Source organism: Bradyrhizobium embrapense (assembly GCF_001189235.2).
In the GTDB taxonomy this organism is placed as follows: Bacteria; Pseudomonadota; Alphaproteobacteria; order Rhizobiales; family Xanthobacteraceae; genus Bradyrhizobium; species Bradyrhizobium embrapense.
This window is the reverse complement of the sequence record NZ_LFIP02000021.1, coordinates 1-22,361: the sequence shown is the minus strand read 5'-3', so window position 1 is coordinate 22,361 and position 22,361 is coordinate 1. Positions and strand designations below refer to the sequence as shown.

The following is a 22,361-nucleotide window of genomic DNA, read 5'->3' as shown; positions in this document are numbered from 1 at the left end:
AATCGGGCTCGCCAGGCGGCCCTCGCGACTGTTCGGGTTCAATGGAACAACGGACGGGGCGCCGCGCTGAGGCACGGGCTTCAAAGCCCTTGGATGAAGCGGTCTCCCGTCCGTTACCGCACCGGACACTCTATCCGATCCAGCGATTCGAGACTTACAAGGATGACGGGATGAGCATGCTCATCCGTAGCCACGTCGCCGGGAAGCCTACGCCTTCACGTTCTCGCCGAGCCACTGGATGGCGGCGTCGGCGCCGGCCTTGCCGTGCGGGATGTTCAGCGCGGTGAGCGCGACCTCGATGACGCCGAGCGTGCCGAGGATCATCGGCGCGTTGACATGGCCCATATGGGCGATACGGAACGCCTGGCCCTGCAAATCGCCGATGCCCGTGCCGAGCACCACGCCGCATTTCTCCTTGGCATAGCGCTGGATCGCGGCGGGATCGGCGCCCTTCACGGTCACGGTCGTCACCGTGTTGGAGCGCTCATTGGGTTCGGCGATGTTGAAGCCGAGCACCTGGCCCTCGCCCCAGACGGCGACGGCGCGGCGCACCGCTTCGCCGAGCAGGCGATGGCGTTCGAACGCATTCTCCAGGCCCTCGGCGTGCAGCATGTTGATCGCCTCGCGCAGCGCGAACAACAGATGCACCGGCGCGGTGCCGGCATATTTGCGGTAGTGCTCGGAGCCTTCGCGCTCGGTCCAGTCCCAATACGGCGTGCGCAGATCGGCCTTCTTGTGGGCGTCCCAGGCGCGGTCATTGGCGGCGACGAAACCGAGGCCGGGCGGCGTCATCAGGCCCTTCTGCGAGCCACTCATCGCGACGTCGACATACCATTTGTCCATCTCGAACGGCATGCAGCCGAGCGAGGCCACGGTGTCGACCATGAACAGCGCGGGATGTCCTGCCGCCTTGATCGCCCTGCCGATCGCCTCGATGTCGTTATGGGCGCCCGACGCAGTGTCGACCTGCACGGCGAGGATCGCCTTGATCTTGTGCTCCTTGTCGCGGCGCAGCCGCTCTTCGACTTCGGCCGGGCGGATCGCACGGCGCCAGTCGCCCTTCAGCACCTCGACATCGGCGCCCATCGCGGCCGCCGCCTGGCCCCAGCCGATCGCAAAGCGCCCGCTCTCCAGCACCAGCACCTTGTCGCCGCGCGACAGCACGTTGGAGAGCGTCGCCTCCCAGGCGCCGTGGCCGTTGGCGATGTAGATGTAGGACTTGCCCATGGTGGCGAACAGCTTCGAGAGATCGCGCAGCAGGCTTTCGGTCAGTTCGAACATCTCGGCGGAGTAGATATCGAGCGCCGGGCGATGCATCGCCTGCAGCACCTGATCAGGCATCGTGGTGGGCCCGGGGATGGCCAGAAATTCCCGGCCCGCGCGAACGGTCATCGTCCTGTTCCTTTTGGGTAAAGAGCGCAAATCATGCGTGTGAGGGGTCAGGTCGCGACGATATTCCATCGCGGCCGCGATTGCGAGCCGAACGAAGCAATCCAGCGTTTCCAAAAGCGCGGGACACAGCCGGCTTATTTGTCGATGGTCTCGACCACGGAACGCCAGATCTGGTCCTTGAACTGGGTCGCGGCGGGGCTCGGGATCTGCTCGACGGTGCCGTGGTTCTTGGCGCAGGCCTCGACCAGCCGCAGCACCCAGATTTCGCCGTCGGTGTAATAGAGGTCGCCGCCGCCATTATGCCCGTCGAAGGTCGGGCCGACGCCGGTGACCTGGTATTTCGCGGTGACCATGCCGGCGGACTCGAGGTCGGTCGCGAGCAGCGCGCGTTCGGCATCGAGGTCGGCCGCGATGTGATGCGTCACCGCGCCGGTGTAATGGCTGACGCCGACGCTGCGGTCGAGCGTCGCTGCGCCAAGCCACACCGGGCGCTTCTCCTGGCCTTGGTCGAGCACCCGCCAGAATCGGACATGGTTGCGGCGATCCGCGCTCGATCCGACCGGCCGCTCGAAGGCGAGGTCCTCGCGGCGGTCGAGATAGAACAGGTTGCTCACCGGCGCATCCTTGTAGGGACGATCGAGCAGCACGGAGCCGACGATCTCGATCGAGGATTTCAGCGTGACCGGATCGGCCGGAAACCAGCCGGCCTCGTGCATCGCGCAGACCACGTCCTTGGTGTCGCCGATCAGCCCGACATTCATGGGATCGCCGGGAATGCCCTGCGCGGTGCGGGTCACCATCGGCAGATTGGCGAGGCCCTTCTGGTGCTCGTAATGCGTCCACAGTGCCGGCAGCACCAGATAGGCCGCAATCAGATAGACGACCAGCACGAACAGCAGCAGCATCTGCGCCTGCCGGAGGCGGCTGCGCCGGCGCACGGAAGGCGGGTTGATTTCGACGTCGGTCACGACACACGCTTCCGGATCAGTACGTGGGCCGGCCCTAGCGCCGCGTCTCGCGGCAGCCGGCGGCCTCGGCTTCCTCGACCGAGCAGAACCAGCGCGTGCCCTTTGATATCTTCATCTCGATCTTGGCGTACCAGCGGCTGGTCGGCTGGTGGAAGATGCATTCGCCGGAGCGGTTGACGTTGCCCTTGATGGTGCAGTCGGGCGAGGGCGCAACCGGGCCGGAGGCGGACGCGAGCAGGATCGAGTGCGCACTCTCCGGCACCTTCGCGGCACCGAGCACGGCGGTCTTCTTGTTGCGCACGCGCCAGTCCCACGGCGCGATGAACGCGCCCTGCCACATCCCGGCTTTTGCCTCGCGCGCGGCCTTCTCGTCGGCTTCGTAGTCACGCGAGAGGCGGGTATAGGCCAGCGCCCAGCCGCTCGCGACCATCCACTTCTGGATGTCCTCGCCGTCGACCTCGCAGCGCGCGATGGTGCGGCCGCGGCGATCGACCGAGCGCGCGTGGCAGGTCCAGCTCTTGTTGCCGGCATGCTTGATCAGCTCGTCGCGGGCGGCGACGCCGCAGGTCCAGCGCTCACCCTTGGTGTTGAGGCAGAGCTGATCGGTCGACGGCGCATCGATGCCGCCGAGCCGGATCTTGACGCTGCCGATCATGAGTTGGTCGCCGTCGCGGATCTTCGGCACGCCGGTGATGTCGGCGGCGACAGCCAGCGTCGGCAGCGACAGCAGCAGGCCAGCAGTGAGCAGCGTCTTGAGCATCGGCGTTCCCGGCCAGGTTATTCGTTCAGCGTTCAGCGCCCAGAGGATCGGCAAGGGAAAAGGATCGTCAAGGCAAAGGATCGTCAAGGCAAGGATCGTCAAGGATTGTGCGGGCAATTGGGCAACCCTGCCAGTGGTGTTGTGTTTCCGCCAGTTTCAACTTCGCGTCATCCGTTCATGAACGCGCCATTCGCAGTCCCGTAGCCCGGATGGAGCGAAGCGTAATCCGGGAAGCCGTGTCCGCGGTAAAGGACCCCGGATTACGCTTCGCTCCATCCGGCCTACGCAACTACGCAACGCCCGTCATCCGCTTCCTCGCCAGCGCGAGGGCCATCAGCACGAAGGCCGACGTCACCTCGGGCCCGCCGACCAGGATCCGCGTCGGCGTCTTCATCTTGTTCCATTCATAGGCCTCATAGGGTCCCTTGCGGCCGCCCTCGCCGAGGCCCTGCACGATGCAGTGCAGCGCGGGCGTGAAGGTCGAGACCTCGGCGCCAAGATGCGCCAGCGCCATCAGCGCGAGCGCCGCGTCGAACGGGTTCATCTCATGCGCGATCAGCTCGCCTCGCACATAGCCCAGCACGCGGGCACGGATCAGCGCAAACACGTTGCCGGGATCGATGATGCGCTGCGCCGCCAGCGGCAGCGCGATGAAGGCGGCGTAGCAGCGGCCGAAATAGGCCGAATAGAGCTCCGGCAGATAATAGATGTGCGAGCGCGGATTTTTGAACGCGCCGCTTTCGACCAGATTCTTCTGGAAGGCGATGATGCGATGCACCGTCTCCAGCCGGTGCGGCGTCTCGATGATCTGCCAGCGGACAAGGTTGCGGAACGAGACCTCGAGGATGTCGAGGTTCAGCGTCGGATCGAGGTCGTTGCCGTAGGGCCGTTCGCCCCTAAGGTTGTCGATCCAGGTGACGACGCCGCCTTCGTAATCGATATTGTCGTTGAGCGGCACGGTAACGCGCGGCTCGTTGGCGCCCGCGCGCACCTGGTAGCCGCGATAGAAATCCAGCAGCGGCTGCTCGAGGATCGGATCGTCGGAGCCGGCTTGTGTGGCGGCCGAGAACGAACACGCGGTGGTGTCGCAGTCGGGCACGTAGACGCCGAAGCCGAGGTCCTGCTTGATCTGGGAGAAGAAGCGCGAGAACCGCGGATGCCGCCCCGGCGCCAGCGCGGTGATCACCTTGACGACCGAGCCGTCATGCGACGGAACCTCCTCGGCGCTGGTCTTCAGGCAGAACGCCACCATCTCGGCGATCGCACGCCGCGCAGCACTTGCTTCGTCCGGCGCGGCAAGCCCGGTCTCGACAAAGCCGAGCAGCGCCTCGGTGAAGAATGCGTCGTAATAGGCCGAGCGGTGGCGGATCTGCACCGGCTCCCACATCGGCTCGGCGATACCGCGCCACGGCGGGTTGATCAGCGTGCGCGCCGGCGAATGCGCGATGAAGATCCGTGCCAGGCTGAACAGCAAGGTCGAATTCTTGTAGCCGCGTGCGTTGAGGCCGGTCAGTGCCATCAGCATCTCGCGCCCGCCGATGTCGGGATCGCCGATCAGGTTGAAGGCGGCATAGGTCGGGATGAAGCCGTTTTTGCCGAACGAGCGCAGCAGATGCGCGCCGGTCAGGCGGATTACGCGGTCGATCTCGGCGATAGCGGGTGGATGGTGAGGTGCGGTCGCGGCCGGCAGGGCGGGGTGGCGCACGCCGATGCCGTCCATCAGGTCAGCGACGGGCGCGCCGATCGCCGCCCAGTCCGGCGTTTCGGCGTCGCGCGCCGCGGTCAGCGCCGCGCGCAGCCCTGCAAGCCGGTCGGGGTCCTTCAGCGCCGGAAGCCCGGTGCGGCGGAGCAGCGCGCGCAGCGGCGGATTGCCGAGCGCGGTCCGGTAGAATTTTCCGAGATGGGCATCGCCGCCGCGATAGGCCTGCAGCACGGGGTCGCAGACGTCGTAGAGCGACGGACCGTCCTTCCTGGCGGTCAGCGCCCGGCAGACCGTCCCGGCGATATCGTGAAGGCTCATGAATGCCTTTCTCAAGGAACCGGTTAACGCCGCCGCCCCGGCGGTGTTTCCTCCGGTCCTCCCCCAAATCCGCAAGCCTTTGGAAAGCTACATGAATCTCTGCAAAACACAAATGTGACAGAGATCACGTAACGGGATTTTAACGGCGTCAATGGCCTGTGCCGGGCGGCAGCATGCCGCAAACCGGGTTGCCCCGGCCGTCCGTCCGGGTTAAGGGAGTGTTTGTTGCGGCGCCGCAAATTGAGATCAATCGACGGCACACACAGCTCAACCCCATTAAACCTGACCGCTTCTGACGCGATTAACTGGCGCGATTTCGTGCGAGCGCCATCGGGATAAAGATTGGGACTAGGAACGCTATGAACCTTAGGCAGCTTCAGATTTCCCGTCGCACCATCGCCGTTTGCGTGGCGGTGGCCGGCACGGTGTCGCTGGCGATCGGTGCCCATGCTGCGCTCAACAAGCGGACGCCCGATGTCACCAAGGGTGGCGACAAGGCTGTTTCCACCGAGTTGACCGGCAGCATTCCGGCCGGCACCTCCCGTCTCGCGCTGATCATCGGCAACGGCCACTACCCGGACGCTGCGGCGCCTTTGGCCCAGCCGATCAACGATGCCCGCACGCTGTCGACGGCGCTGCGCCGTGAGGGTTTTGACGTCGACGTAGTCGAGGACGCCACCAAGGACGACATGTTCCGCGCGGTCGAGCGCATGAAGGCCAAGATCCGCCCCGACACGGTCGTGATGCTGTTCTTCGGCGGCTACGGCGTGCAGGTGGGGCGTGAAAGCTACATGATCCCGGTCGACGCCACGATCTGGAAGGAAGCCGATGTCAAGCGCACCGGCGTCAGCGTCGAGTCCGTGCTCGACGCGATGAAGGAGCGCGGCGCCAAGGCCAAGCTCGTCGTGCTCGATGCCTCGCGCCGCAATCCCTATGAGCGCCGCTTCCGCGCCTTCTCGCACGGCCTCGCCCCGATCTCACCGCCGGAGAACACCATCGTGCTGACCTCGGCGACGCCGGGCAAGGTCGCCGACGATAGCAAGGGTGCCAACAGCGTGCTGGTCTCCGAGCTGATCAACAACCTCACCGCCCAGGCCGGCGCCGAGACCGCCTTCAACAAGACCCGCGTCGCGATCTCCCGCGCCTCTGAAGGCGAGCAGGTGCCGAGCGTGTCGTCCTCGCTGCTGGAAGACATCAAGCTCGGCGGCTGAGCCGGGCTCGGTCCTGCGCGGGCCTGGCCTGCGCATTCATTCCCAAAAATCACAAGCATGCTGTGTGGAGAGAACCCCTCTCCCCCAATCCTCCCCCGCAAGGGGGGAGGGAGCCGGACAGGCGTGCTCACCTCACACGCGCAACAGCGTATTGCTTTCATTGCAGCTCTACCTGAGCCTGCCACCGGCAGAAGGGTTCCCTCCCCCCTTGCGGGGGAGGGTTAGGGAGAGGGGTGACGCTTGCTCCGCTGCAAGACGCATCGCGAAGCCGTCACTGCTTTCCACCCGCTCGATCGCGATACCTATTTCGCGTCGGCGCTGGCGCCGACCGGCCGCACCGGATCGCCCTCGCGCAGCAGCGCACCGGCGCGGGCGACGACAATGTCGCCTTCCTGGATGCCGTCGCGGATCTCGACCTGTCCGGCCGACATCAATCCGGTCTCGACCCGCCGCGTCTCGACGCGGCCGCCGCGCACCACCTGCACCACGGTGCCGGCGGTGGAATAGAGGATCGCGGTCAGCGGCACCGCGACGCCGCAGCTCTGCCCCGTCTTGATCTGCGCGCGGCCGCTCGAATTCACCAGCAGCCGCTTGTTGCCGCCGATCGCGACGAACACCTGGCCGAGCTGGCTGTTCGGCTCGATGGTCGGCGCGATCCGCCGCACCTTGCCGTCGACATCGCCGGCGCCGAGGATACGCAGCTTCGCGGTCTGCTCGGTCTTCAGCTTGGCGATGTCGCGGGTCGGCACCATGCCGACCAGATCGTATTCGCTTCTAGTGATGATCGAGAACAGCGCGTCCTTGCCGGAGGCCGGGCTGCCGACGATCGCCGATGACGTTGAGATCGTGCCCGCCACCGGCGCCGTGAGGTTGCTCGTGTTGGTGCCGTCGGTCAGCTTCGCCAGCACCTGGCCTGCGGTGACGGTGTCACCGGGATCGGCATTCACTTCCGCCACCTTCAATCCAAAACGATCCGGCCGGATCTGCTGCTCGTCGCGCGGCAGCACGATGCCTGTGACCTCGACGATATTGCCGAAGCAGAATTTCGAGGCCTTCAGCACCGTGACGGCCGCGCCCTTAGGTATTGTATCCGCGTCGCCCGCGGCGGCTGCGGGCGCGGCCGCGAGCAGTAGCAGCGCGGAGACGGCAATACGGCACGAAAATCGCGGTGTCATTGGCGGATCATTCCCAAAATATGCGATCACTGATTAGCAGATGGCCGGGAGTGCGACCAGCGAAGACGGCGCCGTGCAATCGCTTGCTCCCCCCGGCTCACGCCTTCGCGAAGGGTAGATCAGGAAGCGCGTTCCCTCGCAGAGGGACTAGCCGATCGGCCCGTCGATCGCTGTTAGGCGGCTCACAGATGGCGCGTGCTCCTCGTTCCCCTGTTTCACCGTCGACGGCTCTCCGCGTTGAATGATATGATCAGTTGGAGTGGCGTCGGCTATCTGGCGCAGCTCGTGTGACAAGGCGAACATGCATCGACTGTGCCTGATTTTTCCATTCATGTTCCTCCTTGCCAGCGAGGCAAGCGCGTCCTGTGTCTGTCGCTGCATGGATGGAGAGATGCAGCCAATATGCGACAGTACGATTGATCTGCCACCAATCTGTCCGATGGCGGCATGCCCGATCGCGCCGCCGTCCGTCGCGCCGACCGAACCCATGCAAATGGCGCCGCTTGGCACAAGCCAATGCTTGCCGCGTCAGGTCTTCAATCCGGCCGCGCAGCGATATGAGTGGCAGAAGGTCTGTGAGTGATGCAGTGGGGCGCATTCCAGCCCAAACACCACGTGAGGCGTAGAGACCACCAACACGACAGAACAGCATCGATCCTGCGTGGTTCGTGGATGCAGCGTCAGCGCACGATGCGCTTCACCCGCGGCTTCTTCTTGGCGGCGGCAGCCGGCGCTGTGTCGTCCTCGGTCGCGGCTTCGGCTTCGCGCGCTTCGCGCAGCGCACGCAGGCGCTCCATGTTCTTGCGCACGGCGAGCGCGTCGCGCTCGACGTCGGCCATGGCGCGGGCGCCTTCCTCGGCGGCCAGCCGCTGGCGGTCGGCCCTGGCAAGGCTTGCGGGCGATGGGTCGGGCTTTCTGGCGCTCATCGGCATCCTCTTCAAAGCGCGATCCCTGCGTGGAGGGTCGCATTCGTCGCACGCGCTGGCGCGGCGTTCGGCAGGATCACGCGCAAAAAGATACGCGAAAACCCGCCCAATCCGTTCGGGACCGAGCGGGTCGCGACGTCATTCCAGTACATCCGTGGAATGACGAACCGGCATGATCGCGGCAAACGCGGAACGCGCTTGCGCGGAGATCATGCCGAAGGCGAGGCGTTTTCGAGCGGAGCGGTTACCGGTTCGCGTGAAGAAAACGCCAAAACGAGATCTCAGACGATCTGAAGGTTCTCGGCGCTGGTCTTGCCGCGCATCTTGTCGGTCTTCAGCTCGAACGAAACCTTCTGGCCTTCAGCCAGGCCGGACAAGCCGGCGCGCTCGACGGCGCTGATGTGAACGAACACATCCTTGCTGCCATCGCTCGGCTCGATGAAACCAAAGCCCTTCTGGCCGTTGAACCACTTCACAGTACCTGTTGCCATCTTCTCTTCTCCAAAATGCGCGTCTGCGCATGTATCGCGCAAAATCGCGCCGTCCATTCAACTGACGATGTCTTTGGAGGAGGGCCGTTCTGACCATTCAACAAGGCGCAACGGCTAATCGAATGGACGCAATATACACACTTTCCGCGCGAATGCAAGGTTCGGGCGGTAGCGGGTTCCCGCTGGCGGCCGGCGATTGGAGAGAGCGCGGATCACTCCGCCGCCGCCTCCGCGCTCGGCTCACCCTTCCAGCGCAAAATCTCCGCGGCAAGGATCGGGTGGTTGAAGCCCTTCACCACGAGGTCGTCGATGGCGCGGCCTTCGACGAAGGGCTCGACGATGCCGTAGACGCGGCGGCTCACCACGATCTGGTTCGGCCTGGCTTCGCCGCACAGGCGGGAGGCAAGGTTGGTGACGCTGCCGATCGCGGCATATTCCAGCCGCTGCTCGAAGCCGACCTGGCCGAGCGTGGCATAGCCGACCGCGATGCCGATGCCAAAGCCGAGACTATGGCCGCGATTGCGCCACTTCTCGGTGAGCGGGCCGATGGTGTCGCGCATCTCGACCGCCATCTTGACGGCGCGCGCGGTGTGGTCGGCGAACTGGATCGGCGCGTTGAACAGGATCATCACGCCGTCGCCGGCATATTTGTCGAGCGTGCCTTCATACTTGAAGATCAGCTGGCCGAGTGCGGCGTGATATTCGCGCAGCACGTTCATCGCTTCCTCGGGCTCGGTCGCCTCGGTGAAGGCGGTGAAGCCGCGCAAATCGCAGAACACCACGGTGACCTCGCGGCGGTGGCTGTCGAGCAGGCCCTCGGGATTGTCTGACGAGGCGATCAGCTGCGCCACCTGCGGCGCCAGGAAACGCTCGAGCTTGCGGATGCGCTCGATCTCCGTGAGCTGGGTCTCGACCCGCGCCTCCAGCGACTTGTTCCAGTCCTTCAGCGCTTCGGTCTGCTCGCGCAGCTTGTCGGCCTGCTCGCGCACGGTGGCATTGGCCTGTTCCAGCGCGTGGCTCTTCTGGTCGACTTCGGTGAACAGCCGCGCGTTGCGCATCGCCAGCACCGCCTGGTGCGCGAAGGTCTTCATCAGGCCGATCAGGCTCGCTGGAAAATCGCCGGCCGCCTTGCGCAGCACCACCAGCGAGCCGAGCACGCCCTGCTGGTCGACCAGCGGTACCACCAGCACGGAGTGGAAGCCGGCGCCGACCACGACATCGCGCAGCGGATGATCGGGCGGATCGTCAGGGGTTGCGGCAAGATCGGGAAACGCAAGCGGCTCGCCCTTGGCCGCGGCCTCGGCAAGCGGGCTGTCCGTCGCGTCGATCGCGCGATGCCGGCCTTCGGCCGCGGCGTCGATGCCGATCGATTGCGTCAGGTTGAAGCTGGGCTGCGCGGCGTCATAGCCATAGATCAGCACGGCGTCGGCATGGGTGATCTCGAGCGCGCGGGCGGCGACCGTCGGCAGCACGGCGTTGAGGTCGAGCGAGGAGGCCACCGCGCGACCGACCTCCTCCAGCACCTTCAGCTCGTTGATCGATTGCGCGAGGTCGCGGGTGCGCTCCTTCACCTTGCCTTCCAGGTCGGAGTAAGTCTCGGCGAGCCGCGAGGCCATGCTGTTGAACTGCCCGGCGAGCTCCTCCAGCTCATCCGCGGTCTTCACCTCGATGCGATGGCCGAAATCGCCGGCCCCGAGCCGCCGGGCGCCGGTGCGCAGCGCGGTGATCGGCACCAGCATGCGCCGCGCCAGAATCGTGCCGGCGATGATCGCAACCACGAGACCGAGCGCGATCAGCAGCGCGATGCGCACCAGCTGGTCGCGGATCGGCGACAGCGCCTGCGCGGTCGGCTGCTCGTAGAACACGTGCCAGCCGAGGTCCGGTGCTGCTGTCGCCGTCGTCAGCACCGCGTTGCCGTCGACATCCTTGCCGGAGGCGATCGGCCGGCCGCTGCGCGACAGCACCGCGGCGACCTGCGGCAGCGCAGAGAGGTCCTTGCCGATCTCGGGCCCCTTCGACGAGCTCGCCAGCACGTGGCCCCTGGCGTCGACGAGATAGGCATAGGCGGTGCGGCCGACCTGGGAGTCGCCGAAATAATCGCCGAGGAAACCGAGGTCGATCTCGGCGACGGTGACGCCGGCGTTGAAGCCGGAATGCTGCTCGCCGATCGACATGAAGGGCCGCCCCTCGCGGAAATACGCCGGCGCGTAGGCGGTGCCGCGCTCGACCGCCTCGGTGAAGCGCAGGTCGCGGGAGAGGTCGGCATTGGAGTTCAAGGTGACGGTCTGGCGCGACAGCCGCAGCAGCTCGCGGCCCTGGCCGCTGATCAAGGTAAGCTGGTTCACCGCCGGCACCTGGCCGAGCAACTGGGCATAGTCGGCGCGCCGCAGCTCGATGGTGTTGGAGGAGGCGCGGGTCACCCAGGAGATCTGCCGCTCGAGATCGGCGATCGACTGCTCGATGCGCTTGGCGGTGGCGTCCGCTTTCTCGCTCATCGCCTCGGTGAGCGTGGTCCTGATGCCGCGATAGCTGATCCAGGTCTCGAGCGCGCCGTTGACCGCCAGCACGAACACGACAAGGCCGACCAGCGCGAGGACGTATTTGGCGAACAGGCCGCCGCGCAGGAACCAGCTCTTGCCCTTGTCCGGTGCCTCGTTCATCCAGCCTCGTCCGTTCCCCTCCGATCCGTCGGATGCGCCACTGTATTGCTGCTGTTTAGCACGGATCGGCGGGGCAAAGCGGGGCCTCCCGTCGCATGGTTAGCCCTGCATACCGGCGGGGGAGATCCGGGAATATTCAGCGGTTGAACAGCTGCCGCAGCACGTCGTTCATCGCGGGATTGTCGTGCTCGGCGATGTCGGCCGGCGGAGGGGTGGGCGGTGGGGTCTGGTCAGCGGCCGGCGGCGCGTCGGGTGCGGGTTTGGCGAGGCTGCGGCTCGGGCGGGAAGCGTTGCCCTGGTTGAGGGTGGAGAGGCCCTGCTGCAGCAGGTTCCCGATGGTGTCGCCGAGCTGCCCGCCGAGCGGGTTGTTCTGGCCGCCAGTCGCGCCGGCAGGAGGCTGGCCCGTGCCGGGCTGTGCGCCGCCGGTCCCGCCGCCCTGCACGCCGTTGAGGAGGTTGGTCAGTCCATTCAGGCCCTGGCTCAGGCCCTGACCATTCGCGCCGAACAGGCCCTTGCCCATCTCCTTGAGCTTGGCATAGGCGGCCTCTGGATTATCGAGGATGCCCTGCATCTCCGGATAGATCCGCGGGGACACCCACGGCCCCTCGATCATCACGGGGATGCCGAGGCCGATCGGATTGCCGGCGCGGCCCTGGCCTTCGGTCGTCATCACGAGCTGCGGCTCGACCCGGAACCCGATCTGGCGGGTGTTGAGATCGATGGTGCCGACCCCGGTCATCTTCACCAGCGGCCCGATCAGGTTGAGATCGGTGGTGACGGCCTGGCCCTTGTCGAGCTTGAACGAGGCCGAGAGCTGGCTGAGATCGGTCGACAGCTCCTGCCCCTGCTGCCAGCCCGACAAGGTGCTGGTGGTGAGGTTGCGGATCATCTGCGCGACGTTGAGGCCGAGGATCTTGCCGTCCTGGAACACGACGAACGCGGTGCCGCCGAGATTGCCGACGATGGCGCGTTCGCTCGCGCCTTGCGAGGTCAGCGCGATCTTCGCCTGCATCTTGCCGTCGAGCTTGTCGAACTCTGCGAGGCTCCTCAGCACCGGCAGCGCGCGCACGCTGGCGAGATCGAGCCGCAGCGCGTAGGTCGGCGTGGCGGCTCTCGCATCGATCGTGACATCGCCATTGGCGGTGCCGTCATAGGCGCCGAGATCGGCAAGCTTTCCCTTCAGCACGCCGCTGTCGACAGATGCATCGATCGCCGCCTGCGCGAAGCGGCCATCGCCGACCACGAGCTCCGCGGTCGAGATGCGCGCCTGCGCGTCGACATAGTTCAGCCCGGAAAGATCGATCGACGCGTTACTCCAAATGTTGGTGCCGAGCGGCTGCGCCGCATCGGGTTGGCTCGGCGTCGCCGCGATCGAAATGCGCTGGAAGTCGAGATCGAGCTTCACCAGCGGTTTGTTGCTGGCGAAGTCGACCGAGGCCCAGCCGGTGAAGCCGCCATCGCCGAGCGTGCCCGACACGCCGTTGAACATCACCACGGTGCCGTTCAGGCGCACTTCCGCATTCGCCTTGATCGCCGCGGGCAGCAGGCCGGGCGCGTCGATGTCGAACTCCGCCGGCACGTTCTGACGCTCCAGCGGCCCTTGCGGCGCGGTCGCGTGGATCGCGAACTTCAGCGGCTTGTCGCTGGCGCGCGCGCTTCCGGCGACGACGATCTTGCGGTCGTTGCCGATGGTCGCATCGGCATTGAGCGTCTCGATCCGGTTCTCGACCCGGTCGCGCACGTTGGAGAACACGATGGTGCCGCCGCTGATGCTGATATGCCGGATCGTGATGCCGCCGCCCTCGGAGGCGGGCGACTTCGCCGGCGGATTATGGTCGCGGGTGCGCTCGCGCTGCAGCGGCAGGTTGATCACGGGCTTGACGATCGCAAGGTCGGTGATGTCGGGCTGGCCCGACCACAGGCTCGACAGCGTCATCTCGGCTTCGAGACTGCTTGCCGCGAACCGGGTGTTGGCCTCGCGCTCCCGCGGGTCCTGCAGCACGACGTCGCTCAACGTCAGAGTGACGGTCGGCCAGAGACTAACTTTGGCGCCGCCATTGATGGCGAGCGCGTAACCGGTCTCCCTCTCGACCCGCTCGGTGATTGCCGATGTGAGGAAGGAGGACGGGTTCCCGATCACGGCCACCAGCGCGATGATCACGATCACGGCAGCGATGGCGGCCCCGGCAAATCTCAGTGCTCTCATGTCGTCGTTCCAGGCCAAGGTTCCGCCGCGGAAGGGCACGGCTGGTCGTGCGAGATTATCCCGCAAACGGGACCTCGCTCTAACGCGGCGAAAAATAATCCGTTACCAGCATGAACTTATGTGACCTCTCACACACTCTTATGAGGGTGATTTTTGCTAACCGGGCGTCGGGGGACCGCTCGGATGGATTTGGAAGGCAATACAATGAGCAAACAGGCCGAATTTGCGGTCATTCTGAAAATGAACCCGATGTTCGCCGATCTCGGTGCGGACGAACTGGCGCGGCTCTCGGGCCTCTGCCACACCCAGCAGCTCGCCGCCGGCGAAGTGCTGTTCCAGAAAGGCGATCCCGGCGATGCCCTGTTCGGGGTTCGCCGCGGCCAGATACGCATCGAAACCGGCGCCTCGGACGGCAGCCGGCTCACATTGAACTTCATGGGATCCGGCGATCTGTTCGGCGAAGTCGCCGTGCTCGACGGTCAGGATCGCACTGCGGATGCGACCGCGGGCGAGCCGACCGAACTGTTCGTGCTGCGGCGGGAGGATTTCCTCGGCTTTCTCGAGCGCGAGCCGAAGGTCGCGGTCCGCCTGATCGAATTGCTGTGCCAGCGCATCCGCTGGCAGAGCGAGCGGATGGAAGAATCCGTGCTGCAGCCGTTGCCGGTCCGCCTCGCGCGCCGGCTGTGCGCGCTGGCCGAGGATTTCGGTTCCGAGGTGCACATCTCGCAGGAACAGCTCGGCATCTTCGTCGGCGCCGCGCGCGAGAGCGTCAACCGGCAACTGCAGACCTGGCGCAAGGACGGCATCGTCGACCTGCAGCGCGGCCGGATCATGCTGCACAACATGACCAAGCTGACGGCGGTCGCACGCAACGATTAGAGACCGTTTCGAACGAAGCGAACAATTGGTTCGCGCCAGGAGCGCGACAGACGACGAGCCAAGCGGATTGCATGCAACGCACGCGCGAGGATTTGATCCTCTCGCGCGCTTTGCCTGCGAATGTTGACGCACTCCTGCCTAAAAGTCGTGCTTGCATGACGACGCCGGTATCGCTTTCATCGGCCCGCCGGTCCTTGGGGTGACACCCAGCCTTGCTGGCCTCACGCCATCCACCTGCAAACCCCTGCGGTCTTTCCCGTTGACCGCAGGGGTTTTGCGTTCCGACATTTGCATTCCGACAGATGCGCGGCGCGAATTCGCCTACCGCAACACCACTTCGGGATCGGCCCAGCGCAGATACTGGCGTGGCGCGGCGCCGAGCTCGCGCTTGAACATCGCGGCGAACGCGCTCGGGCTCTCATAGCCGACGTCGAGCGCGACACAGGTGACGGCTTCGCCGGCGCCGAGCCGCGCCAGCGCTTGCAGCAAGCGGACCCGCTGGCGCCATTCCGCAAAGCTCTGTCCGGTCTCGCGCCGGAACAGCCGCGTCAACGTCCGCCGGCTGAGCTGGCAGCGATCGGCCCATTCGTCGAGCGTGAGATCGGAGCTCGGGTCGACCAGCACCGCCTCGCAGATCGCGGCGAGCCGCGGATCGGGCGGCACCTGCACATGCAGCGACACTTCGGGCATCCGGCCGATCTCATCGAGCAGGAAATCGACCAGCCGGCCGTCGCGCCCTTCGGGATCGTAACGCGTCGGCATGTGGACCGCTTCTTCCATCAGCGCTTCGACCAGTGCGGAGACCCTGATCAGCCGGCAGGTTGCCGGCGCATTCCGCACCCGATCCGGCGTGACATAAATGGTCTGGATCTCGACCTCGCCCCATGCGCGCGACTGATGCGCGACGCCGGCCGGAATCCACAGGCCGTGGCCGGGCGGCACGACGAAATGGCCGCGCTCGGTCATCATCGAGGTCACGCCTGCGGTCTGCAGGATGAATTGATCGCGGCGATGCGCGTGTCGCGCGCTCGTGCTTTCGTTCGGATAGGAGGCCGCCATCGCCGCGAGCGGCCGTTCGACCTGTTGCAATTGTCCGGCATAATGCGCGGCGGCTACGGGACCGGATTGCTTGCGGCACACGCGCAAACCGGCGGTGTCATTTCGTCGCGCTGCGACTTTCAAGTGTCGTGAGCTCCTGGTCGATCGTCGTTTTCGCAGGGCGCTCATGCATCTTCCGGGCCAGTTGGCCCGATCGCGATGGTTGTTGTCCCCATTCAGGTAGCGCGGGATACGGCGTTTGGCAACAATGCCTCACCCCGCGACATTCGCCGAAATCGAATGCCTGACGCGCGGCGACGGAGAGGTCCGATGAACAGACGCGAATTCACCAAGGCGATGCTGGCCTGCGGTGCAGCCATCCCGTTCGGCATCACGCGGGCGGCGGGGCAGACCCGCGGTGGAACGCTCAACACCATCATCCAGCCCGAGCCGCCGGTTCTGGTGACCGCGCTGAACCAGCAGCAGCCGACCCTGACGCTCGGCGGCAAGATCTACGAAGGCCTGCTGAAATACGGCGCCGACCTCAAGCCGATGCCCGGAATGGCGCAGTCCTGGGAGGTCTCGCCGGATGGCCTGACCTACACGTTCAAGCTGTTTCCCGGCATCACCTTCCACGACGGCAAGCCGATGACCTCGGAGGACGTGGTCTTCAGCTGCATGAAGCTGCTGGTGGAAACGCATCCGCGCGCGCGGCAGAACTTCGCCCGCGTGGCGTCGGCCGAAGCGCCCGATCCGCTCACCGTCGTGTTCAAGCTGAAGCAGCCGTTCGCGCCGTTCATCGGCTGCTTCGACTGCACCTCCGCGCCGATCGTGCCCAAGCACATCTACGAGGGCACCGACTATCGCAAGAACCCGGACAACGACAAGGCGATCGGCACCGGCCCGTTCAAGCTGAAGGAATGGGTACGCGGCTCGCATGTGCACCTGGTCCGCCACGACGGCTACTATCTGAAGGACGAGCCCTATCTCGACGAGATCGTCTATCGCGTGATTCCGGACGCGGCGTCGCGCGCGCTCGCGCTCGAGAACGGCACTGTGCAGCTGGTGCAATGGTCCGACGTCGAATTCTATGACGTGCAGCGCTTCAAGGCGCAGAAGAACCTCGAATTCACCACCAAGGGCTACGAGTATTTCGCGCCGCATCAATGGCTCGAGATGAACAACCGCATCGCGCCGATGAACGACAAGCGGTTCCGGCAGGCGGTGATGCACCTGATCGATCGCGAGGCGTTCAGCAAGCGCGTCTATTTCGGCAATGCCAAGGTCGCGACCGGTCCGATCTCGTCGAAGACGCGGTTCTATGATCCGAACGTGAAGCGCTACGAGTTCTCGGTCGACAAGGCCAAGGCGCTGCTCGACGACATGGGATTGAAAGCGGGCGCCAACGGCAAGCGGGCCGAGATCAAGTACATCGTGCCGCCCTATGGCGAATCCTATCAACGCGCCGGCGAGTTCTTCCGCCAGAGCTTTGCGCGCGTCGGCATCGACCTCGTGCTGGTCGGCACCGACATGGCCGGCTGGGCCGAGAAGGTCGGCAACTGGGACTATGAGATGACCCAGAATCTGCTCTACCAGCTCGGCGATCCCGCGCTCGGCGTCGCCCGCACCTATATCTCGTCGAACATCAAGAAGGGCATCCTGTTCTCGAACACGCAGGGCTACTCGAATCCGGAGGTCGACAGACTGTTCGACGAGGCCGCGATCACGCTCGACGAAGCCAGGCGGCAGGAGCTCTACAGCAAGGTGCAGCAGATCCTGGTCGAGGATGTGCCGGTGGCCTGGACGCTGGAGATCGAATATCCCATCATCTACGACAAGGCGTTCAAGAACATCGTGACCACGGGCATCGGCACGCACGAAACCTTCGGGTCGGTCTACAAATCGTGACCCGGCTCGGGAGTGCAGCGGCGATCGGGCTCCAGGCGATCAGCCGCATCGCCCAGCTTGTTGCCGTGATCCTCGTCATCGCGACGTTCAACTTCGTGCTGGTGCGGGCCGCCCCCGGCGATCCGGCCCAGGTGATGGCCGGGCAATCCGGCGCGTCCGATCCAAAACTGCTCGACGATCTGCGCAAGGAGTATGGGCTCGACAAGCCGTATTTCGTCCAGCTCGTGAGCCATCTCGGCCGCGTCGTCAGGCTCGATCTCGGCTATTCCTATCGCCAGCGCCGTCCGGTCGTCGATCTGATCCTCGAACGGCTGCCGGCGACGCTCTTGCTGACAGTCACGGCGTTCTGCCTCGCGCTCCTGATCGGCACCGCGCTCGGTGCGCTGGCGGGACTCGCGGCCGGCAGCGTGCTCGATACGGTGTTCACCGTGCTCTCGCTCGTGCTCTATGCGACGCCGGTGTTCTGGCTCGGCCTGATGCTGGTGCTGGTGTTCTCTGTGGCGCTCGGCTGGCTGCCGCCGTTCGGCTATGAGACCATCAACGTCCAGCTCTCGCCGGTCGCGCACGCGCTCGACATCATGAAGCACATGATCATGCCGGTGACCTCGCTGGCGGCGATCTACCTCGCGATCTATGCGCGCCTGATGCGATCCTCCATCATCGAGGTGGCGCAACAGGATTTCATCAAGACGGCGCGCGCCAAGGGCCTGTCCGGCACGCGGATCGTCGTCGGCCACATGCTGCGCAACGCGCTGGTGCCGGTCGTCACCGTCGCCGGCATGCAGGCCGGCGCGCTGGTCGGCGGCGCCGTGGTGATCGAGACGGTGTTCGCCTGGCCCGGCCTCGGCCGGCTAACGTTCGAGGCACTGCTGCAACGCGACTATCCGGTGTTGCTCGGCATCTTCCTGATCCTCTCGATCGTCGTGATCGCGCTCAATCTGCTGACCGACCTGGTCTACCGGCTGATCGATCCGCGCATGACCACGGGAGCGGCGTGATGGAGACGGCGCGCGCCTTTCTGCGTCATCCCAGCGGCATGATCGGGCTCCTCCTGCTGCTCGTCGTCGTTGTCGTCGCGATAACAGCGCCAATCGTGTTTCCGGTCTCGCCCTGGGAGATGGTCGGCGCGCCGTTCACGCCGCCCGGCGAGGACGGGCTATGGCTCGGCGGCGATACGCTCGGCCGTGATGTCGCGGCCGGCGTCGCCTATGGCGCGCGCGTCTCGCTGCTGATCGGCATCGCATCGGCGCTTGCGGCGATGGCGATCGGCGTCGTGATCGGTGCGATCTCGGGCTATTTCGGCGGCAAGGTCGATCTGGTGCTGATGCGGATGACGGAGTTATTCCAGACCATTCCGGCCTTCGTGCTGGCGATCCTGCTGGTCGCGACCTTCAATCCGTCGCTACTCACGATCATCCTCACCATCGGGGCGGTGAGTTGGCCGCCGCTGGCGCGGCTGACGCGCGCCGAATTTCTCCGTCTCCGGCACCGGGAATTCGTCGAGGCGGCGCTGTGCCAGGGCGAGCGCACCTGGCGCATCGTGCTCGGCCATATCCTGCCGAATGCGATCTCGCCTATCCTGGTAGTGACGTCGCTGACGGTCGCGACCGCGATCCTGCTCGAAAGCGCGCTGTCCTTCATGGGGCTCGGCGATCCCAATCTGATGTCGTGGGGCTTCATGATCGGCGCGGGCCGCACCGTGATCCGCAATGCGTGGTGGATGAGCGTGTTTCCGGGACTCGCCATCCTCGTCACCGTGCTGGCGATCAACCTGTTCGGCGAGGGCCTGTCCGATGTCCTCAACCCGCGTGTCTCGAGGCGCCGGTCATGAGCGACGCCATGCAGTCCAGCGCGCCGGTTCTCGCGGTCGATGATCTCTCGATCGCGCTGCCGAAGGGCGGCGACCGGCCCTTTGCGGTCGAGAATGTGTCGTTTGAGATCAAGCCCAACGAGGTGGTCTGTCTGGTCGGCGAATCCGGCTCCGGCAAGTCGATGATCGCCCATGCGGTGCTGCAATTGTTGCCGCGGGGCGTCGATATCGTGTCCGGCACCGTGACGGTCGCGGGGCAGAATCCGTCGAAGCTCGACGGCCGCGGTCTTCGGAACCTGCGCGGCGGCAATGCCGCGATGATCTTTCAGGAGCCGTTGTCTTCGCTCAATCCGCTCAAGCGGGTCGGCAAGCAGATCGAGGAGATGATCCTGGCGCACCAGCGGCCGGTGCCATCGATGGCGGAGGTTCGCGCGCGGGTGCAGATCTTGCTGACGCAGGTCGGGCTGCCGAATCCGCTTCTGCTGGAAAAGAGCTATCCGTTCGAGCTTTCGGGCGGCCAGCGCCAGCGCGTGATGATTGCGATGGCGATGGCCAATCGGCCTGCCCTCCTGATCGCGGACGAGCCGACCACCGCGCTCGATGTCACGACCCAGCGCCAGATCCTGCGGCTGATCGACGACCTCCGGCGCGAGCGCGGCATGGGCGTGTTGCTGATCACCCATGACTTCGGCGTCGTCGCCGATGTCGCCGACCGCGTCGTGGTGCTGCGCCACGGCAAGGTGGTCGAGCAGGGCGCCGCCAGCGAGGTGCTGCGCAATCCGCAGGCCGCCTACACCCGCGAATTGATCGACGCGGTGCCGAAGGCGCGCCTTGCAGACATCCATGAGACGATCGTGCGGCCGGAGCCGCTGCTGGAAGTCGTCGGCCTGCAGAAGACCTTTCGGGTCAAGCGCGGCTGGTTGCAGCCGCCGCGCGAGGTGGTCGCCGCGGATGGCATCTCCCTGACTCTGCACGAGGGCGAGACGCTTGCCGTCGTCGGCGAATCCGGCTCGGGCAAGTCGACGCTGGGGCGCATGATCATGAGGCTCACCGAGCCCGATGCCGGCGCCATCCGCTTCGGCGGCGCGGACCTTCGGCAGTTGCGCGGCGAAGCGCTGCGCCAGGCGCGGCGGCAGCTTCAGATCGTGTTCCAGGATCCGTTCGCCAGTCTCGATCCGCGCCAGAAGGTCGGCGATGCCATCGCGCGCGGTCCGATGGCCTATGGCACGTCGCGATCGGAGGCGATGGCGCAGGCAAGGAAGCTGCTGGTGCGGGTCGGCCTCTCGGAGACGACAGCGGATCGCTATCCGCACGAATTCTCGGGCGGCCAGCGCCAGCGCATCTGCATCGCGCGGGCGCTTGCGCTTAAGCCGCGGGTGCTGATCGCGGATGAGGCGGTGTCGGCGCTCGACGTCTCGGTGCAGGCCCAGGTGCTGGCGCTGCTCGCCGAGCTGCGCCAGGAGATGCGGCTCGCGATGATCTTCATCACCCATGATTTGCGCATCGCCGCCGAGATCGCGGACCGCGTCATCGTGCTGCAGAAGGGACGCATCGTCGAGGAAGGCACCACGGCCGCGGTCTTCACCGCGCCGCGCCAGGCCTATACGCGCGATCTGCTCGATGCGATCCCGGGCCGTGATTTCTTCGACCAGCCGGGCTTTGCGGCCGCCGCCGAGACGGCAAGGATCGATTCCGGCATCGACGCGGTATAAACTAACAATAAAGGGAGGTTCGCTATGGGTCATGAGGGCGCAGGCGGCAAGCCGCCGGTCAAGTCGCAGGAGGATCTTCGTGGGCATTTCGGGCAAGTGAGCCCGCTCGCGGAGAAGAAGGTGCTTGGCCATCTCGACAAGTTCTGCCGCGACTTCATCGCGCTGTCGCCGTTCCTGGTCATCGCCTCCAGCGACGGCAAGGGTCACGCCGATGCCAGCCCGCGCGGCGATGCGCCGGGCTTCGTCTCGGTGCTCGACGACAAGACGCTGCTGATCCCGGACCGCCGCGGCAACAACCGGGTCGATACGTTCGGCAATATCCTGGCCTCGCCCGGCGTGGGCTTGATCTTCATGGTGCCGGGGATCAACGAGACGCTGCGGATCAACGGGCGGGCCGAGATTTCGCAGGAGCCTGATCTCCTGACGCCGCTGACGGTGCAGAACGTCACGCCGATCATCGGCATGAAGGTGCATGTCGACGAGACCTACTTCCATTGCGGCAAGGCGCTGATGCGCTCGAAGCTGTGGAATCCCGCCGCGCAAGTCGAGCGCCACAGCTTCCCGACGCTCGGCCGCATCATCGCCGAGCAGACCGCAGCGATCGAGGTCGAGACCGCCGAGAAGGCGATGGAAGAGGCGTATCGGACGCGGCTGTATTGAAGCGGTTTCGAGCGAAGTAGATACCAGTTCGCGTGAGAGAGCGCGTCAGACAAGAACCTGTCATCGCCCGGCCTCGACCGGGCGATCCAGTACGCCGCGGCCCTTCGGTTCAAGCACTGCTGTCTCTGGAATACTGGGTCACCCGCCTGCGCGGGGATGACACCGCGCAAGGTGAGGGCGTCTGCGCAATTTCGGAATAATGGAAAATTACCCCTGAGTTGCCCGACGAGTCAAGCTGCTTTGTCGAAACGTGTCAGTAGCGCGTGATCTGTCGCCTGTTTGTAGCTCGTGAAGTGTCGTGTTTTTGGTGCCCCGGAACCAAGGGGGCGCGATGGGCACGGCATCCATTCACGAGGGTGTACGACGGATGCGGTTTTCAGATTTGCTGGAGCGGACGGAGGCCAAGGAGCTGACGCAGGAGGCGGCGTCGGAGGTTCTGGGGATCAGCGTAAGGACGTTTCAGCGCTGGGCGGAACGCTTTGAGGCGGAGGGCGATGCCGGGCTTGTCGACCGGCGTATGGGTCGGCGATCGCCGAGGCGGGCGC

At 65.5% G+C, this 22,361-nt stretch carries 19 protein-coding genes; 8 read left to right on the top strand and 11 right to left on the bottom strand.

The genetic code is table 11. The features are described 5' to 3' along the window. Positions 1-207: 207 nt before the first annotated feature. The 4 genes from AKN83_RS37525 to AKN83_RS37510 form a co-directional block, all read right to left on the bottom strand. Positions 208-1,392 (bottom strand): pyridoxal-phosphate-dependent aminotransferase family protein, encoded by a 1,185-nt coding sequence (locus AKN83_RS37525; RefSeq protein ID WP_050404438.1) that lies wholly within the window; start codon positions 1,390-1,392, stop codon positions 208-210. Between the two features lie 134 nt (positions 1,393-1,526). Continuing rightward, entirely contained in the window at positions 1,527-2,297 is a 771-nt protein-coding gene (locus tag AKN83_RS37520; protein ID WP_244522240.1) for an LssY C-terminal domain-containing protein, read from the bottom strand. Positions 2,298-2,394: 97 nt separating this feature from the next. Next, positions 2,395-3,120, bottom strand: a complete 726-nt coding sequence (locus tag AKN83_RS37515) for a thermonuclease family protein (protein ID WP_050404440.1) — start codon at positions 3,118-3,120, stop codon at positions 2,395-2,397. Positions 3,121-3,409: 289 nt separating this feature from the next. Continuing rightward, positions 3,410-5,140, bottom strand: coding sequence for a hypothetical protein (locus AKN83_RS37510; RefSeq protein WP_050404441.1), 1,731 nt, complete (start codon positions 5,138-5,140; stop codon positions 3,410-3,412). A 359-nt stretch (positions 5,141-5,499) separates the two neighbouring features. On the opposite strand from AKN83_RS37510, the gene AKN83_RS37505 reads away from it, so the two are divergent. Beyond that, on the top strand, positions 5,500-6,351 hold the full coding sequence (locus AKN83_RS37505) for a caspase family protein (RefSeq protein ID WP_050404442.1): 852 nt from the start codon (positions 5,500-5,502) through the stop codon (positions 6,349-6,351). 302 nt (positions 6,352-6,653) lie between these two features. On the opposite strand, the gene AKN83_RS37500 is transcribed toward AKN83_RS37505, so the two are convergent. The 6 genes from AKN83_RS37500 to AKN83_RS37475 all read right to left on the bottom strand — a co-directional run bounded on the left by AKN83_RS37500 (position 6,654) and on the right by AKN83_RS37475 (position 13,809). Beyond that, positions 6,654-7,526: an efflux RND transporter periplasmic adaptor subunit gene (locus AKN83_RS37500; protein WP_050404443.1), complete on the bottom strand. Its 873-nt coding sequence runs from the start codon at positions 7,524-7,526 to the stop codon at positions 6,654-6,656. Positions 7,527-7,673: 147 nt separating this feature from the next. Next, on the bottom strand, positions 7,674-8,015 hold the full coding sequence (locus tag AKN83_RS39210) for a hypothetical protein (RefSeq protein WP_157113765.1): 342 nt from the start codon (positions 8,013-8,015) through the stop codon (positions 7,674-7,676). Positions 8,016-8,206: 191 nt separating this feature from the next. After that, positions 8,207-8,452, bottom strand: coding sequence for a hypothetical protein (locus AKN83_RS37490; protein ID WP_050404453.1), 246 nt, complete (start codon positions 8,450-8,452; stop codon positions 8,207-8,209). A gap of 281 nt (positions 8,453-8,733) precedes the next feature. Next, the gene (locus AKN83_RS37485; protein WP_050404454.1) at positions 8,734-8,943 is read right to left on the bottom strand and encodes a cold-shock protein; all 210 of its coding nucleotides are present in this window, start codon (positions 8,941-8,943) and stop codon (positions 8,734-8,736) included. Positions 8,944-9,155: 212 nt separating this feature from the next. After that, positions 9,156-11,603, bottom strand: coding sequence for an adenylate/guanylate cyclase domain-containing protein (locus AKN83_RS37480; protein WP_050404444.1), 2,448 nt, complete (start codon positions 11,601-11,603; stop codon positions 9,156-9,158). A 136-nt stretch (positions 11,604-11,739) separates the two neighbouring features. After that, positions 11,740-13,809, bottom strand: coding sequence for an AsmA family protein (locus AKN83_RS37475; RefSeq protein ID WP_063695741.1), 2,070 nt, complete (start codon positions 13,807-13,809; stop codon positions 11,740-11,742). A gap of 204 nt (positions 13,810-14,013) precedes the next feature. Here AKN83_RS37475 and AKN83_RS37470 point away from each other — a divergent pair, with 204 nt between their 5' ends. Continuing rightward, the gene (locus AKN83_RS37470) at positions 14,014-14,688 is read left to right on the top strand and encodes a Crp/Fnr family transcriptional regulator (protein ID WP_050404445.1); all 675 of its coding nucleotides are present in this window, start codon (positions 14,014-14,016) and stop codon (positions 14,686-14,688) included. Between the two features lie 321 nt (positions 14,689-15,009). Here the strand turns inward: AKN83_RS37470 and AKN83_RS37465 are convergent, their stop codons facing one another. Further along, positions 15,010-15,870: an AraC family transcriptional regulator gene (locus AKN83_RS37465; RefSeq protein ID WP_050404446.1), complete on the bottom strand. Its 861-nt coding sequence runs from the start codon at positions 15,868-15,870 to the stop codon at positions 15,010-15,012. Positions 15,871-16,056: 186 nt separating this feature from the next. On the opposite strand from AKN83_RS37465, the gene AKN83_RS37460 reads away from it, so the two are divergent. The 6 genes from AKN83_RS37460 to AKN83_RS39205 form a co-directional block, all read left to right on the top strand. Further along, positions 16,057-17,634 (top strand): ABC transporter substrate-binding protein, encoded by a 1,578-nt coding sequence (locus AKN83_RS37460; RefSeq protein ID WP_050404447.1) that lies wholly within the window; start codon positions 16,057-16,059, stop codon positions 17,632-17,634. Further along, the gene (locus AKN83_RS37455; protein ID WP_050404448.1) at positions 17,631-18,632 is read left to right on the top strand and encodes an ABC transporter permease; all 1,002 of its coding nucleotides are present in this window, start codon (positions 17,631-17,633) and stop codon (positions 18,630-18,632) included. Before AKN83_RS37460 ends, AKN83_RS37455 begins: the two co-directional genes overlap by 4 nt. Beyond that, entirely contained in the window at positions 18,632-19,465 is an 834-nt protein-coding gene (locus tag AKN83_RS37450; protein ID WP_050404449.1) for an ABC transporter permease, read from the top strand. Before AKN83_RS37455 ends, AKN83_RS37450 begins: the two co-directional genes overlap by 1 nt. Further along, positions 19,462-21,156: a dipeptide ABC transporter ATP-binding protein gene (locus AKN83_RS37445; RefSeq protein ID WP_050404450.1), complete on the top strand. Its 1,695-nt coding sequence runs from the start codon at positions 19,462-19,464 to the stop codon at positions 21,154-21,156. Before AKN83_RS37450 ends, AKN83_RS37445 begins: the two co-directional genes overlap by 4 nt. Before the next feature lie 24 nt (positions 21,157-21,180). Next, a complete protein-coding gene (locus tag AKN83_RS37440) occupies positions 21,181-21,816 on the top strand; it encodes a pyridoxamine 5'-phosphate oxidase family protein (RefSeq protein WP_050404451.1) in 636 nt (211 codons plus the stop codon). A 331-nt stretch (positions 21,817-22,147) separates the two neighbouring features. Further along, a partial coding sequence (locus AKN83_RS39205; RefSeq protein ID WP_157113764.1) for a helix-turn-helix domain-containing protein occupies positions 22,148-22,361 on the top strand: 214 nt, incomplete at its 3' end.

Coding starts and splice junctions, on each gene's coding strand:
- AKN83_RS37525 (WP_050404438.1), bottom strand. CDS start 1,392: ATGACCGTTCGCGCGGGCCGGGAATTTCTGGCCATCCCCGGGCCCACC.
- AKN83_RS37520 (WP_244522240.1), bottom strand. CDS start 2,297: ATGCTGCTGCTGTTCGTGCTGGTCGTCTATCTGATTGCGGCCTATCTG.
- AKN83_RS37515 (WP_050404440.1), bottom strand. CDS start 3,120: ATGCTCAAGACGCTGCTCACTGCTGGCCTGCTGCTGTCGCTGCCGACG.
- AKN83_RS37510 (WP_050404441.1), bottom strand. CDS start 5,140: ATGAGCCTTCACGATATCGCCGGGACGGTCTGCCGGGCGCTGACCGCC.
- AKN83_RS37505 (WP_050404442.1), top strand. CDS start 5,500: ATGAACCTTAGGCAGCTTCAGATTTCCCGTCGCACCATCGCCGTTTGC.
- AKN83_RS37500 (WP_050404443.1), bottom strand. CDS start 7,526: ATGACACCGCGATTTTCGTGCCGTATTGCCGTCTCCGCGCTGCTACTG.
- AKN83_RS39210 (WP_157113765.1), bottom strand. CDS start 8,015: ATGGGTTCGGTCGGCGCGACGGACGGCGGCGCGATCGGGCATGCCGCC.
- AKN83_RS37490 (WP_050404453.1), bottom strand. CDS start 8,452: ATGAGCGCCAGAAAGCCCGACCCATCGCCCGCAAGCCTTGCCAGGGCC.
- AKN83_RS37485 (WP_050404454.1), bottom strand. CDS start 8,943: ATGGCAACAGGTACTGTGAAGTGGTTCAACGGCCAGAAGGGCTTTGGT.
- AKN83_RS37480 (WP_050404444.1), bottom strand. CDS start 11,603: ATGAACGAGGCACCGGACAAGGGCAAGAGCTGGTTCCTGCGCGGCGGC.
- AKN83_RS37475 (WP_063695741.1), bottom strand. CDS start 13,809: ATGAGAGCACTGAGATTTGCCGGGGCCGCCATCGCTGCCGTGATCGTG.
- AKN83_RS37470 (WP_050404445.1), top strand. CDS start 14,014: ATGAGCAAACAGGCCGAATTTGCGGTCATTCTGAAAATGAACCCGATG.
- AKN83_RS37460 (WP_050404447.1), top strand. CDS start 16,057: ATGAACAGACGCGAATTCACCAAGGCGATGCTGGCCTGCGGTGCAGCC.
- AKN83_RS37450 (WP_050404449.1), top strand. CDS start 18,632: ATGGAGACGGCGCGCGCCTTTCTGCGTCATCCCAGCGGCATGATCGGG.
- AKN83_RS37445 (WP_050404450.1), top strand. CDS start 19,462: ATGAGCGACGCCATGCAGTCCAGCGCGCCGGTTCTCGCGGTCGATGAT.
- AKN83_RS37440 (WP_050404451.1), top strand. CDS start 21,181: ATGGGTCATGAGGGCGCAGGCGGCAAGCCGCCGGTCAAGTCGCAGGAG.